At 63.8% G+C, this 14,359-nt stretch carries 13 protein-coding genes; 6 read left to right on the top strand and 7 right to left on the bottom strand.

The features are described from left to right. Positions 1-62: 62 nt before the first annotated feature. Positions 63-389 (bottom strand): hypothetical protein, encoded by a 327-nt coding sequence (locus IFT80_RS16070; protein WP_244657671.1) that lies wholly within the window; start codon positions 387-389, stop codon positions 63-65. 127 nt (positions 390-516) lie between these two features. On the opposite strand from IFT80_RS16070, the gene IFT80_RS16075 reads away from it, so the two are divergent. Beyond that, entirely contained in the window at positions 517-987 is a 471-nt protein-coding gene (locus IFT80_RS16075) for an Lrp/AsnC family transcriptional regulator (protein ID WP_122796211.1), read from the top strand. 87 nt (positions 988-1,074) lie between these two features. Here IFT80_RS16075 and IFT80_RS16080 read toward each other — a convergent pair whose 3' ends face one another. After that, positions 1,075-2,442: a CYTH domain-containing protein gene (locus IFT80_RS16080; RefSeq protein ID WP_185794726.1), complete on the bottom strand. Its 1,368-nt coding sequence runs from the start codon at positions 2,440-2,442 to the stop codon at positions 1,075-1,077. Between the two features lie 139 nt (positions 2,443-2,581). Between IFT80_RS16080 and argE the strand changes: the two genes are divergently transcribed. Together argE and argA are read left to right on the top strand one after the other, a co-directional pair. After that, positions 2,582-3,736 (top strand): acetylornithine deacetylase, encoded by a 1,155-nt coding sequence (argE, locus tag IFT80_RS16085; RefSeq protein WP_192137863.1) that lies wholly within the window; start codon positions 2,582-2,584, stop codon positions 3,734-3,736. Between the two features lie 134 nt (positions 3,737-3,870). Then, entirely contained in the window at positions 3,871-5,169 is a 1,299-nt protein-coding gene (gene argA / locus IFT80_RS16090) for an amino-acid N-acetyltransferase (RefSeq protein ID WP_192137864.1), read from the top strand. 237 nt (positions 5,170-5,406) lie between these two features. On the opposite strand, the gene gshA is transcribed toward argA, so the two are convergent. The 3 genes from gshA to IFT80_RS16105 all read right to left on the bottom strand — a co-directional run bounded on the left by gshA (position 5,407) and on the right by IFT80_RS16105 (position 9,872). Beyond that, on the bottom strand, positions 5,407-6,990 hold the full coding sequence (gene gshA / locus IFT80_RS16095; protein WP_192137865.1) for a glutamate--cysteine ligase: 1,584 nt from the start codon (positions 6,988-6,990) through the stop codon (positions 5,407-5,409). A 177-nt stretch (positions 6,991-7,167) separates the two neighbouring features. After that, positions 7,168-7,551: a PaaI family thioesterase gene (locus tag IFT80_RS16100; protein WP_192137866.1), complete on the bottom strand. Its 384-nt coding sequence runs from the start codon at positions 7,549-7,551 to the stop codon at positions 7,168-7,170. Further along, positions 7,551-9,872 carry a Tex family protein gene (locus IFT80_RS16105; RefSeq protein WP_192055033.1) on the bottom strand — a complete coding sequence of 774 codons (2,322 nt, stop codon included), beginning with the start codon at positions 9,870-9,872 and terminating at the stop codon, positions 7,551-7,553. Before IFT80_RS16105 ends, IFT80_RS16100 begins: the two co-directional genes overlap by 1 nt. A gap of 217 nt (positions 9,873-10,089) precedes the next feature. Here IFT80_RS16105 and ompR point away from each other — a divergent pair, with 217 nt between their 5' ends. Continuing rightward, positions 10,090-10,830: an osmolarity response regulator transcription factor OmpR gene (ompR, locus tag IFT80_RS16110; protein ID WP_122479845.1), complete on the top strand. Its 741-nt coding sequence runs from the start codon at positions 10,090-10,092 to the stop codon at positions 10,828-10,830. 114 nt (positions 10,831-10,944) lie between these two features. Then, the gene (locus IFT80_RS16115; protein WP_122480125.1) at positions 10,945-12,258 is read left to right on the top strand and encodes an ATP-binding protein; all 1,314 of its coding nucleotides are present in this window, start codon (positions 10,945-10,947) and stop codon (positions 12,256-12,258) included. A 57-nt stretch (positions 12,259-12,315) separates the two neighbouring features. On the opposite strand, the gene rimK is transcribed toward IFT80_RS16115, so the two are convergent. Further along, the gene (rimK, locus tag IFT80_RS16120; RefSeq protein ID WP_122479844.1) at positions 12,316-13,221 is read right to left on the bottom strand and encodes a 30S ribosomal protein S6--L-glutamate ligase; all 906 of its coding nucleotides are present in this window, start codon (positions 13,219-13,221) and stop codon (positions 12,316-12,318) included. Then, entirely contained in the window at positions 13,218-13,700 is a 483-nt protein-coding gene (rimB, locus tag IFT80_RS16125) for a retropepsin-like aspartic endopeptidase RimB (protein WP_043192313.1), read from the bottom strand. Before rimB ends, rimK begins: the two co-directional genes overlap by 4 nt. A gap of 187 nt (positions 13,701-13,887) precedes the next feature. Between rimB and IFT80_RS16130 the strand changes: the two genes are divergently transcribed. Further along, positions 13,888-14,292, top strand: coding sequence for a S4 domain-containing protein (locus IFT80_RS16130; protein ID WP_192055032.1), 405 nt, complete (start codon positions 13,888-13,890; stop codon positions 14,290-14,292). The last annotated feature ends 67 nt before the right edge of the window (positions 14,293-14,359 follow it).

A 14,359-nucleotide genomic window follows, 5' to 3' on the forward strand; every position in this document is an offset into this window, starting at 1 on the left:
CCAGCCTAGCGCCCGTGCCGGAAGTCGCCGTCATGGCAACCGTTGCCGCATTTGTCGGCCGCTCAAGCGTACGACTGTACCTGGGCGGGGTGCTGGGCGTCGACCAGTTGCACATCGAACACGCTGATCAGGTTGCGCATCTTTTCCGCGATGACCTGTGCGCGGTGCCAGGTCAACTCGCCCACCTGCACCTGGATCTGCAGGCTGTCCGCTACCTGGGATGCAGCGAGCTGCCGGGGGATCAGGTACTGCATGGCAAACAGATTGAGCACCCGGCACAGCACGTCGGCCTCGATCTCGGCACTCAGGCTGAACTGCACGGTGGTGGTCAGGTTGCCTGCGGCCCAGACATCGGGGCGCGGCGAGGTCAGCAGTTCAAAGGCGGACATGGGCGATCTCCGTGGTCGATGGGAGAAAGTCTCCCACGCTGACGCCGGTATTTCTTGCCTGACTTGGCGACTTATTGAGCTATCTTGAATTGTGCAATTCCATAAACCGCAAGGCAGAGGCATTTCTATGCAAAGTTCTTTGGATGCTTATGACCGGCGCATCCTCGCATTGCTGCAAGAGGACGCCACGCTCTCCAGCGCGCAGATCGCCGAACAGGTGGGCTTGTCGCAGTCACCCTGCTGGCGGCGCATCCAGCGGCTCAAGGAAGAGGGGGTGATCAGGGCGCAGGTGACGCTGCTGGACCGCAAGAAGATCGGCCTCAACACGCAGATATTCGCCGAAGTGAAACTCAACGCCCACGGTCGCTCGAACTTCACCGAGTTCACCGAAGCGATACGCGGCTTTCCAGAGGTGCTGGAGTGCTATGTGTTGATGGGCAATGTCGATTTCCTGCTGCGCATCGTCACGCCGGACATCGAAGCATACGAGCGTTTTTTCTTCGAGAAACTGTCTATGGTGCCGGGCATTCAAGAGGTGAATTCGACGGTGGCGCTGTCCGAAATCAAGTCCACCACCAGTTTGCCGGTTAATCGGTGAGGCGCGATGCCAGCCGCTCCTACAGGTTCACAACACCCTGTAGGAGCGGCTGGCAGCCGCGAAGAGGTCGGAAAAACCCCGCAAAGCTTACTTGCGCAGCAGCAGTTTCCAGGCGCGGTTCTGGCTCACGGCAATGGCCTGCTGCATCCGCGCGTCCAGCACTTCATCGCTGATATCCAGGCTGGCCAATGCATGCAGCTTGTTCAGTTCGCCGAACAGGCGGTCGACTTCCGGCACGTCCAGCACACCGCGGGCCAGATGCAGCCAGCTCTGGATGCGTTCGATGCGTGGCAACTGCTCGGCCAGGTCCTCGGGCTGCTGCTGGTAGCGCGGCAGTTGCAGCGCTGCGCCTTCTTCGGCCAGCAGGTGGCCCAGCCAGCTTTGCAGCTGGGCGGCGCCCTGGCGGTTGCCGCGGTTGTTGCGCTCGACCGTCCACAGGCGGCCCAGCAGCCAGCGCGAAGTGTTCAGCGAGAACTGGCCCCAGCGCACGTCCAGCAGCTCTTCGGCGAACTGCTCGGGCGCGGCCTTGCGCACGTCCTCGTCCTCCTGCCCGGCCTGCACCAGCGGGCGCCAGTCTTCGAGCAGCGCATCGAGGGAGGTGCGCAGCTCGTTGCTGCTGGTGCGTGGAGCGGCCTGGCCGAGACTGCCAACCAGTCCGCGCAGTTCGACGAGTTGTTGTACCCAGTCCTGCAGCAGGCGCCAGTGGCCGTTGAAACGGTACTGCTCGGCCAGGCGCTGGCTGTTCGCCAACAGGTGCCAGGCCAAGGCGGTGAAGGCGTCGTCGAGCGAGGTTTCAGCGTTCAGTTCCGGCGCCGGCAGGCTCAGGGCGTAGCTGTCCGGATCGCTGAGGCGATAGCCGCGCTCGGCCTTGCTGATGTCACAGGGCATCAGCGCCAGTTTCTCGGCCAGTTCGGCGGCCAGCTCGAGCAATGCCGATGGCTCACCTTCACGCAACTCCAGCTCCAGTTCGCAGATCTCTTCGGACTGCTTGCCGACGATGACCTTGCCCAGGTCCAGGGCGGCTTCGATCACCACCCGGGCCTTGCCGCGGCCCCAGGCGATCTCTGCCCGCTCGCGCACGAAATCGGTGGTGAACACCGGCTTGATGGTCTTCTTGTCGAGTTCGGCCAGTTGCTCGGGCCAGCATTCGCCGTCGAGTTTCTTCAGGTCGAGCTTGGCCTTGGGCAGGGTCCAGTCGTACTCGTTGCGCTGCGACAGCCCGGCTACGCTGCTGCCACGGGTCTTGAGGGTCTGGATGACTTCTTCGCCATCGCGACGCAGGCGCAGGGCAACCTTGGCCGCCGCCAGTTCGCGCGCAGGCGTGTCGAAGTACTGGTTGAACAGCTCTCGGCGCTCCCAGCCACTTTTGTTGCGCTTCTTCAGCAAAGGGTGCTCACGCAAGGCAGCGAGCGTTTCGCGGCTGACGCGCAGTTTGATTTCGGTTTCTTTGTGCATGAGGGGGCAATCCAAGCGCTGGCGGACAACAACGCGCTGATGACTAGATAAGGCCGTGCAGTGTACAGCAGTCGCGCCACGGCGGTTTATTCTTGGCGCCCGATGGCTCTATGATGGGGCTCGCCCCGGGAGGTTCGCCATGCCATTGCCGTCCATGCAGGAACAGTTCGCCGCCCTCATCGCGGCGCCTTCGGTGAGTTGCACCCAGCCCAGCCTGGACCAGTCCAACCGCCAGGTGATCGATCTGCTGGCCGGCTGGCTGTCCGACCTGGGTTTTGCCTGCGATATCCAGCAGGTCGAGCCCGGCAAGTTCAACCTGATCGCCACGTTCGGCAGCGGCCCCGGCGGCCTTGTGCTGGCCGGGCACAGCGACACGGTGCCCTACGACGAGGCGCTGTGGAGCACCGATCCGCTCAAGCTCACCGAAGTCGACGGACGCTGGGTCGGGCTGGGCAGTTGCGACATGAAGGGCTTCTTCGCGCTGGCGATCGAGGCGGTGCGTGGCCTGATCGACCAGCCGTTCAAGCAGCCGCTGATCATCCTCGCCACCTGTGACGAGGAAAGTTCGATGTCCGGCGCCAAGGCGCTGGCCGCGGCCGGTCGCCCGTTGGGCCGTGCCGCGGTCATCGGCGAGCCGACCGGGCTCAGGCCGATCCGCCTGCACAAGGGGGTGATGATGGAGCGCATCGACATCCTCGGTCGCAGTGGCCATTCCTCGGACCCAAGCCTGGGCCACAGCGCCCTGGAAGCGATGCACGGGGCCATCGGCGAGTTGCTGAGCCTGCGCCGGCAGTGGCAGCGCGAGTACAACAACGCGCAGTTCAGTGTGCCCCAGCCGACCTTGAACCTGGGTTGCATCCACGGCGGCGACAACCCCAACCGTATCTGCGGGCAATGCTCGCTGGAGTTCGACCTGCGGCCGTTGCCGGGCATGGACCCGCAGGTCCTGCGTGCCGCGATTCTCGGCAAGCTGGCACCGTTGGCCGAGCTGCACCAGGTGAAGATCGACTACGCGCCGTTGTTCGCCGAGGTCCCCCCCTTCGAGCAGCGTGCCGACGCCGAGCTGGTCCGGGTCGCCGAGCGCCTGACCGGGCACACTGCAGCCGCCGTGGGCTTCGGCACCGAGGCGCCATACCTGCAGAGCATGGGGTGTGAAACCCTGGTGCTGGGTCCGGGCAACATCGCCTGTGCCCACCAGCCCGGCGAATACCTCGAAATGTCACGTTTGCAGCCTACCGTGCGTCTATTGCGTGAACTGATCGGGCATTACTGCCTCGAATCGGTGATCACCTGAATCTGGCTGCGCCCGAGGCCGCCATCCATGCAAGGAGTGCACGCGTGTTGCCTAGCCTGTCACGACGATAACCCTCATACCGCTGTGCGCCGAGTGATGCTTTTCGTCCCACTTTTCTACAGGCTTTTGCTGTCATGCCCGACTACGTGAATTGGCTTCGCCACGCTTCTCCCTACATCAATGCCCACCGTGACTGCACCTTCGTGGTGATGCTTCCCGGCGAAGGCGTTGCCCACCCCAACTTCGGCAATATCGTCCACGACCTGGTGCTGCTGCACAGCATGGGCGTGCGCCTGGTGCTGGTCCACGGGTCGCGCCCGCAGATCGAGAGCCGCCTGGCCGCGCGCGGTCTGAGCCCGCATTACCATCGCAACCTGCGGGTCACCGATGCGGCCACGCTCGAATGCGTGATCGATGCCGTGGGTCACCTGCGGATCGCCATCGAGGCACGCCTGTCCATGGACATGGCGTCCTCACCGATGCAGGGCTCGCGGTTGCGCGTGGCGGGCGGCAACCTGGTCACGGCGCGGCCGATCGGCGTGGTCGAGGGTGTCGATTACCACCATACCGGCGAAGTGCGCCGGGTCGATCGCAAGGGCATCAATCGCCTGCTCGACGAACGCTCGATCGTGCTGCTGTCGCCACTGGGCTATTCGCCCACCGGCGAGATCTTCAACATTGCCTGCGAAGACGTGGCCACGCGGGCAGCCATCGACCTGGAAGCCGACAAGTTGCTGCTGTTCGGCGCCGAGCCGGGCTTGCTCGACGAAACCGGTCATCTGGTGCGCGAGCTGCGTCCGCAGCAGGTACCGGCGCACTTGCTGCGTCTGGGCAACGACTACCAGGGCGAGTTGCTCGATGCCGCCGCTCAGGCGTGCAAGGGTGGCGTCAGCCGCGCGCATATCGTCAGCTACGCCGAAGACGGTGCACTGCTGACCGAGCTGTTCACTCGCAATGGCGGCGGCACCCTGGTGGCGCAAGAGCAGTTCGAACAGGTGCGCGAAGCCAACATCGAAGACGTCGGTGGGTTGCTGGACTTGATCAGCCCGCTGGAAGAGCAGGGCATTCTGGTGCGCCGCTCGCGGGAAGTATTGGAGCGTGAGATCACCCAGTTCAGCGTGGTCGAGCGCGAAGGCATGATCATCGCCTGCGCGGCGTTGTACCCGATCGCCGATTCGCAGACCGGCGAGCTGGCCTGCCTGGCGGTGAATCCGGAATACCGCCACGGCGGGCGTGGCGACGAGCTGCTCGAGCGCATCGAGGAACGGGCGCGCGCGCTCGGACTCAGCACCCTGTTCGTGCTGACCACCCGTACGGCGCACTGGTTTCGCGAGCGTGGCTTCGTGCCCAGCGGTGTCGAACGCCTGCCCTCGGCACGTGCCTCGCTGTACAACTACCAGCGTAATTCGAAGATCTTCGAAAAAGCGCTGTAGCGGGGCATCCGCTGGATCGGCAGTGCCCTTTTCGCGGCCAATGACCGCTCCTACGTAAGGTCGAGGCCATCCGTAGGAGCGGTTTGTGGCCGCGAAGGGCGCGCTGCGGTTTGTCTGATGCTACGCGGCGCCCCTTTCGCGGCCGATGACCGCTCCTACGTGAGGTCGAGGCCATCCGTAGGAGCGGTCCGTGGCCGCGAAGCAGGCGCCGCGGTCTTTCGAGGATCGACCGCTTGGTCAGTTGCTGATGGCGAGGATGCTTGCCTGATAGGAGCCGACGAACAGATCGAAATCGCCAACTTCTTCGGCTTCCAGCGTCGCCTGGGCTACCAGCGAATCGCGGGCTTGCTGTTCGAAGCGCGCCTGGTCCTGGGGGCTCAATGGCTGCTCGCGGAAGTAGTCGGCGTGAGCCTGGCTCTGGCTGAAGGAAAACTCGGCAAAACTCTGCTTCTGCTCGGCCATCTTCGCCAGTACCTGCGCCGACGGCGTCAGCGACGCATCGCCAACCTTGGCACGCTGCGCCGCCATCGCCTGCACATGCTCATCGGTACCAGTGCTGCGATCGAGCAGGGCGGCGACGGGGTCGATACGCTCCAGCAGATCATTGGCCCAGTCCTTGAGCTCGACCGCTTCCCCATTGCGCTGCAGCTGCAGGCCAGGGCGGCGACCCTCCTTGACCACATTGAGGAAATTGTCGGTGCACGCCGAGCACTCGGCACTGTCGATCTGCGGGCTGCTTTCCAGCGCGCAGAACAACAGGAACGCATCGAGAAAACGCGACTCGGGCAGGTCAACGCCGGTGGGCAGGAACGGGTTGATGTCCAGGCAACGCACTTCGATGTACTGCACGCCGCGCGCCATCAAGGCCTGGATCGGCCGTTCGCCGCTGTAGGTCACTCGTTTCGGACGAATGTTGGAGTAGTACTCGTTTTCGATCTGCAGAATGTTGGTGTTCAACTGCACCCATTCGCCATCCTTGTGCGTACCGACCTGGACGTAAGGTGCGTAGGGCGTGGCAACCGCCTTGCGCAGGCTGTCGGTGTAGCTGGCCAGATCGTTGTAGCACGGCGTCAGGCCCGCCTGGGCATTGCTCTGGTAGCCCAGGTCGCTCATGCGCAGGCTGGTGGCATAGGGCAGGTACAGGGTCTGCGCATCCAGTTGCTCGAGTTGATGGGCACGTCCGCGCAGGAAGCCTGCATCCAGCGCCGGCGAGGCGCCGAACAGGTACATCAGCAACCAGCTGTAGCGGCGGAAATTGCGGATCAGTGCGATGTAGGCCGCCGACTGATAATCGCGATCGGTGCCGACATAACCCTCGGCCTGCTTGAGCACCGGCCACAGCTGCTCGGGCAGGGAGAAATTATAGTGAATGCCGGCGATGCACTGCATGGTGCGGCCATAGCGCAGGGACAGACCCTGGCGATAGACATACTTGAGGCGCCCGATGTTCGAGGTGCCGTAGTAGGCCAGCGGGATGTCTTCCTCGGCTGGCAGCGGGCAGGGCATGGAGGGGCTCCACAGATACTCGCTGCCCAGCTTGCTGTACACGAAGCGGTGGATCTGCTCGAGGCTGTGCAGGGTCTGTGCAGGATCCTGGAGCGCGGGCGTGATGAATTCCAGCAGCGATTCGGAATAGTCCGTAGTGACCTGTTCGTTGGTCAGCGCCGCGCCCAACGCCTCGGGGTGTGGCGTCTGTGCCAGGCGACCCTCGTGGTTGACGCGCAGGCACTCGCGCTCTATGCCATGCAGGCACTGCGCGAGCAGGGAAAGGGTGGCAGGCTCGCCGAGCAAAGTCAGGCGGCGGTTGAGAAATTCGCTCAAGTTGGATTCCTTCACGCGTCAGTCGCCCCGATATGGGGGTGGAGCGGACGGTCTGCAAGGGTGAAGACAAAAAGGAACCGGCGTTGTCGCCTGGTTTCGATCGGGCAGGGTGCAGGCCGTGCGGCGTTCGGCACCGCCTGCGCCGTGCCGAAATTACCGCATAACGGCCCCTTCGGGCTAGAGAACCATGAAGGTACCTTGTGCTTTTGCCATCAGTTTTTCGCCCTGGAGCACTTCGGCCTCGACCACCATCGTGCGCCGACCGGCGTGCAATACCTGGGCCTTGCAGATCACCTCACCTTCTGACACCGCGCGAAGGTAATTGATCTTGCATTCGAGCGTGACACTTCGATTATCGAAACCGTGCGCGGTGGAACATGCCAGGCCCATGGCAATGTCGACCAGGCTGAAGATGGCGCCACCGTGCATCACCTGCCCACGATTGCGCAAGTGCGCGGCCAGCGGCAGTGCCACCTCGGCCACGCCGGCGTCCAGGCGCCGCACCTCGCAGCCAAGGTTGCGAAAGTAGGCGCTCTGGGTCAACTCGTCGTCGACCTGCATCAGCGCTTCTTCAGCTGTTTGGCATTGGCGAACAACGACGCCATGGCACCACTGGCCGGTGCGGCGGCAGGTTCCTTGACGCGCGCCGGAGCGGCCTGCTGGCGCCCGGCGGCACCAGGGCGGCTGCCACGTGCGCCGTCGATCTTCTCGCCGGGCGTGTCGCCCATACGCATCGACAACCCTACGCGTTTGCGCGGAATGTCCACTTCCATCACCTTGACCTTGACCACGTCGCCAGCCTTCACCGCTTCACGCGGGTCCTTGATGAATTTTTCCGACAGTGCCGAGATATGCACCAGGCCGTCCTGGTGGACGCCGATATCGACGAACGCGCCGAAGTTGGTCACGTTGGTGACCACGCCTTCGAGCACCATGCCCAGTTGCAGGTCCTTGAGGTCTTCGACACCGTCCTGGAATTCTGCAGTCTTGAATCCGGGACGAGGGTCGCGGCCCGGTTTGTCCAACTCCTGCAGGATGTCGGTGACGGTGGGCAGGCCAAAGGTTTCGTCAGTGAATTTTTTCGGATCGAGGCGCTTGAGGAAGCCGCTGTCACCGATCAGCGAGCGAATGTCGCGATCGGTGCCCGCGGCAATGCGCTGCACCAGCAGGTATGCTTCGGGGTGCACGGCCGAGGCGTCCAGCGGGTTGTCGCCGTTCATGACGCGCAGAAAGCCCGCCGCCTGTTCGAAGGTTTTTTCGCCCAGGCGCGAGACTTTCTTCAGCGCCGCACGGGTTCTGAATGCACCATGCTCGTCGCGGTGGGCAACGATGTTCTGCGCCAGTGTGGCGTTGAGCCCGGAGATGCGCGCCAGCAGCGCCACGGAAGCGGTGTTGACGTCCACGCCCACGGCGTTCACGCAGTCCTCGACCACGGCATCCAGGCCCCGCGCCAGCTTGAGCTGCGAGACATCGTGCTGGTACTGGCCCACGCCGATGGATTTCGGATCGATCTTGACCAGTTCGGCCAGCGGATCCTGCAGGCGGCGGGCGATGGAGACCGCACCGCGGATAGACACGTCCAGATCGGGAAACTCGCGAGCAGCCAGCTCCGAGGCCGAATACACCGACGCACCGGCTTCGGACACCATGACCTTGGTCATTTTCAGGCCTGGGTATTTCTTGATCAGCTCGGCCGCCAGCTTGTCGGTCTCGCGACTGGCAGTGCCATTGCCGATGGCAATCAGGTCCACGGCATGCTTGGCACACAGCGCGGCCAGCGTGGCGAGGGTCTGGTCCCACTTGTTGTGCGGAACGTGCGGATACACCGTGGCGTGATCGAGCAGCTTGCCGGTGGCATCCACCACCGCCACCTTGCAGCCGGTGCGCAGGCCCGGGTCCAGGCCCAGGGTGGCGCGTGGGCCGGCCGGGGCGGCCAGCAGCAGGTCATGCAGGTTGTGTGCGAAGACGTTGATGGCCTCGCTTTCGGCGTTCTCGCGCAGCTCGCTCAGCAGGTCGGTTTCCAGGTGCGTGTAGAGCTTGACCTTCCAGGTCCAGCGCACCACTTCGCCGAGCCACTTGTCGGCGGCCCGCTGCTGGTTTTTCACGCCGAAACGCTCGGCGATCATCATCTCGCACGGGTGCAGGGTACCCGGCAGTTCCTCGCCGACCTTCAGCGAAGAACCGAGGATGCCCTCGTTGCGTCCGCGGAAGATCGCCAGGGCGCGGTGCGAAGGCATGCTCTTGAGCGGTTCGTCATGCTCGAAGTAGTCGCGGAACTTGGCGCCTTCCTCTTCCTTGCCGGCCAGCACCCGGGCGCTGAGCACGGCTTCCTGCTTGAGGAAACCGCGCAGCTTGGCCAGCAGCGTGGCGTCTTCGGCGAAACGTTCCATCAGGATGTACTTGGCGCCTTCAAGCGCGGCCTTGGTATCGAGGACGCCCTTGTCGCTGTCGACGAACCGTGCCGCCTCCGCTTCCGGGGGCAGCGCAGGGTCGCCGAACAGGCGGTCGGCCAGCTCGCCGAGGCCGGCTTCCAGGGCGATCTGGCCCTTGGTGCGGCGCTTCTGCTTGTACGGCAGGTAAAGGTCTTCCAGGCGGGTCTTGGTGTCGGCCTGGTTGATCTCGCGGGCCAGCTCGGGGGTCAGCTTGCCCTGCTCCTCGATGCTGGCGAGGATGCTTGCCCGGCGCTCGTCGAGTTCGCGCAGATAGCGCAGGCGCTCTTCGAGGTGACGCAGCTGGGTGTCGTCCAGGCTGCCGGTCACTTCCTTGCGGTAACGAGCGATGAAAGGCACGGTCGAACCTTCATCCAGCAGTGCGACGGCCGCTTCGACCTGTTGAGGGCGGACGCCGAGTTCCTCGGCGATGCGGCTGTTTATGCTGATCATGATAACCACCTGAAAAATGTTGGGTACAAGGTGCAATCCCCGCCGAGCCCGGCTGACGAGCCGTGCAGTATACCCAGCCACATCGTCGCGGCGCGAACCCGACGCCCAGGCGATCGAGGATTGTGACTAGCGGGCCAGGAAAAATCTGCTAACAATGCACACGGCACGAGCGTTGGCAGCTACGCCATAATGCGCGCCGAGATCAGAGGAGCAACCCATGAGCAGTACCGCACAAGCAGCCGAAGGTGAAAAGATCCTCATCGTTGACGACGATCCGGGACTGAGCAGCCTGCTGGAGCGATTCTTCACCAGCAAAGGCTACCGTGCGCGCGCCGTGCCCAATGTAGAGCAAATGGATCGCCTGCTCGCCCGTGAAGTGTTCCATCTGGTTGTCCTGGACTTGATGCTGCCCGGTGAAGACGGCCTGTCTGCCTGCCGCCGCCTGCGTGCCAGCAACAACCAGGTCCCGATCATCATGTTGACCGCCAAGGGTGACGAACTCAGCCGGATCAAGGGTCTGGAACTGGGCGCGGACGACTACCTGGCCAAGCCCTTCAACCCGGATGAACTGATGGCGCGCGTCAAGGCCGTGCTGCGTCGCCAGTCGGCGCCGGTTCCCGGCGCTCCGGGCAGCGAGGACGAATCGGTTTCCTTCGGCGACTACGAGCTTTCCCTGGCCACCCGCGAACTCAAGCGCGGCGACGAAGTGCACATGCTGACCACCGGTGAGTTCGCCGTGCTCAAGGCCCTGGTGATGAACGCGCGCCAGCCACTGACCCGCGACAAGCTGATGAACCTGGCTCGCGGACGTGAATGGGATGCCCTGGAGCGGTCCATCGACGTGCAGATCTCGCGGCTGCGCCGCATGATCGAGCCCGATCCCTCCAAGCCTCGCTACATTCAAACGGTCTGGGGTGTGGGTTACGTGTTCGTACCCGATGGCAACGCTGCCCGATAGACTGCCGGGGTTTTTGTAGGAGCGATATCCTGAATCACTCGTTGATTCGGGATGTTCGTCATCCACAATGTCTGCGAGCCTGCTCGCTCCTGCAACGTATGTGATCGCCACGCAATGAAAACCCCTGTCTGGTTTCCCCAAAGTTTTTTCGCCCGAACCCTCTGGCTGGTGTTGGTCGTCGTCCTGTTCTCGAAGGCCTTGACCCTGGTCTACCTGTTGATGAACGAAGACGTGCTGGTCGACCGCCAGTACAGTCACGGCGTGGCGCTGACGCTGCGTGCCTACTGGGCGGCGGACGAGAACAACCGTGACCAGATCGCCGATGCGGCGGGCCTGATCCGGGTGGTCGGCGGCGGCGTGCCGGAAGGCGAGCAGCACTGGCCGTACAGTGAAATCTACCAACGCCAGATGCAGGCCGAGCTGGGCGAAGACACCGAAGTGCGCCTGCGCGTCCACGCCCCGCCCGCGCTGTGGGTGCGTGCGCCGAGCCTGGGCGCGGGCTGGTTGAAAGTGCCTCTGTACCCGCACCCGTTGCGTGGGCAGAAGATCTGGAGCGTGCTGGGCTGGTTCCTTGCGATCGGCTTGCTGTCGACCGCTTCGGCCTGGATATTCGTGCGTCAGCTCAACCAGCCGCTCAAGCGTCTGGTGTTCGCCGCCCGGCAATTGGGGCAGGGCCGCAGCGTGCGCCTGCCGGTGAGCGACACGCCCAGCGAAATGACCGAGGTGTACCGAGCGTTCAACCAGATGGCCGAGGACGTCGAACAGGCCGGCCGCGAGCGCGAGCTGATGCTGGCCGGGGTGTCCCACGATCTGCGCACGCCATTGACCCGCTTGCGGCTGTCACTGGAACTGATGACCTCGGACAACGAGTTCACCCCCGACATGGTCCGCGACATCGAGGACATGGACGCGATCCTCGATCAGTTCCTGGCCTTCATTCGCGACGGCCGTGACGAAAGCGTCGAGGTCGTCGATCTGGGCCATCTGGTGCAGGAAGTGGTCGCGCCCTATAACCAGGCAGAAGAACAGGTACTGCTTCGCCTGGAACCGATCCCGCCGTTCCCACTGCGCCGGGTGTCGATGAAGCGCCTGCTGAACAACCTGATCGGCAACGCCCTCTACCATGCCGGCAGCGGCGTGGAGGTGGCGGTCCATGTTTCGGGCGACGACAACGCGCCCTATGTGGTGCTCAGTGTGGTGGACCGGGGGGCAGGCATCGATCCGGGTGAACTGGCCGGCATCTTCGACCCGTTCATTCGCGGGGACCGCGCCCGCAGTGGCAAGGGCACCGGGTTGGGCCTGGCGATCGTCAAGCGCATCGCTGCCATGCATGGCGGCAACGTGGAGCTGCGCAATCGTTCGACGGGTGGGCTGGAGGCGCGTGTCAGGCTGCCGCTGGGCCTGATGCTGCCCAGGGACGCCGTGTAGACCTGCCGCCACGAGGATGCCGTTCGCCAACGCTGGCCGAACGGCATGTTGCGGTGTTTAGCCCTTGCCCTTGGTGCGGGTCATGTTCGGGCCGCTGTTCTTTTCGATGTGTTCGATGATCATCCCGGCCACGTCTTTGCCGGTGGTCACCTCGATCCCTTCCAGGCCGGGTGATGAATTCACCTCCATCACCAGCGGGCCGTGGTTGGAGCGCAGGATATCCACGCCGGCGACGCTGAGCCCCATCACCTTGGCGGCGCGGATCGCGGTCATGCGCTCTTCGGGTGTGATCTTGATCAGGCTGGCACAGCCGCCGCGGTGCAGGTTGGAGCGAAACTCACCGGGCCTGGCCTGGCGCTTCATCGCCGCGATCACCTTGTCACCCACCACGAAACAGCGGATGTCGGCACCGCCGGCCTCCTTGATGTACTCCTGAACCATGATGTTCTGCTTGAGGCCCATGAACGCTTCGATCACCGATTCGGCCGCGTTGGTGGTTTCACACAGGACCACACCGATGCCTTGGGTACCCTCGAGCACCTTGATCACCAGGGGGGCGCCGTTGACCATGCTGATCAGGTCGGGAATGTCGTCCGGCGAGTGGGCGAAGCCGGTGACCGGCAGGCCGATACCGCGTCGCGACAGCAGCTGCAGGGAGCGCAGCTTGTCCCGCGAGCGGGCGATGGCCACCGATTCGTTCAGCGGAAAGACGTCCATCATTTCGAACTGGCGCAGCACCGCGCAGCCATAGAACGTCACCGACGCGCCGATGCGCGGAATGACCGCATCGAAGCCCTGCAGCGGTTTGCCGCGGTAGTGGATCTGCGGTTTGTGACTGGCGATGTTCATATACGCGCGCAGCGTGTCGATCACCACCATTTCATGGCCACGGGCAGTACCGGCTTCGACCAGACGACGAGTGGAATACAGACGCGGATTGCGCGACAGCACAGCGATCTTCATGCAACACCTGTGGCAGAGGTAGTAGAGGCCGGGAACACCGGCTTGTCTTGAACGTAGGTGACGCCCGGATTCACGACCAGTTGGCCATGGACCAGCGCCTTGGAGCCGAGCAACAGGCGGTAACGCATGGACTTGCGGCAGGCCAGGGTGAATTCCACTGTCCAGACCCGGTCGCCCAGGGCCAGGGTGGTCTTGATCACGTAGCGCGTCTGCGCATGGCCATTGGAGCTCTTGATGGTTTTCATCGCCACCAGCGGCGCTTCGCAACGCCGGTGGCGCAGCTGCACCACGGTGCCCAGATGAGCGGTGAAACGCACCCATTTTTCGCCGGCACGGGTGAACGGCTCGATGTCCGTGGCGTGCAGGCTGGAGGTGCTGGCGCCGGTATCGATCTTGGCGCGCAGGCCGGCGACACCCAGATCGGGCAGCGCCACCCACTCGCGCAGACCGATAACGGTCAGATGGTCAAATGTCTTCAAATCGGCAAACCGCAAGAGGTAGGGATGGACCCGTATACGCAAGCTTCAGACCGGCGCGGACCGGATCAATTCAACCCAGCCCGACGCCGCTTGGCAAGCATGCGTGCACTGTAATCGCAAAGACCGCCGCTTGCATCCGACAGGCACGGTAGTACAGTTTGATGACGGCATTTCGCGAGGTGAGCCTGTGGCACAGAAGCACAAGCAGGAAGAAGAGGAAAAGGTCCGTCTGGACAAATGGCTGTGGGCGGCGCGCTTCTACAAGACGCGCGCGCTGGCCAAGGAAGCCATCGAGAGCGGCAAGGTGCATTACCGCGGCGAGCGCTGCAAGCCTGGCAAGGAGCCACACGTGGGCGACGAGTTGCAGATACGCACCGGTTTCGATGAGCGCAGCGTGATCATCGAGGCGCTGTCAATCGTGCGGCGTGGGGCGCCGGAAGCGCAGACGCTCTACCGCGAGACCGAACAGAGCCAGGCCAGGCGCGAGGCCGCGGCGGCCATGCGCAAGGCAGGTGTCCTGGGTGTTACCACCGATGGCAAGCCTTCGAAGAAGCAGCGCCGGCAGCTGTTCAGTTTTCGCTCAGTGGATTGATGCAGCGCAGTGCTGGCCTGTGGGAGCGGGGCGGGCGGCGAGCTCTCTGCCCGCGAAGAGGCCAGCA

It is taken from the genome of Pseudomonas sp. CFBP 8771 (genome assembly GCF_014841695.1).
In the GTDB taxonomy this organism is placed as follows: domain Bacteria; phylum Pseudomonadota; class Gammaproteobacteria; order Pseudomonadales; family Pseudomonadaceae; genus Aquipseudomonas; species Aquipseudomonas baltica.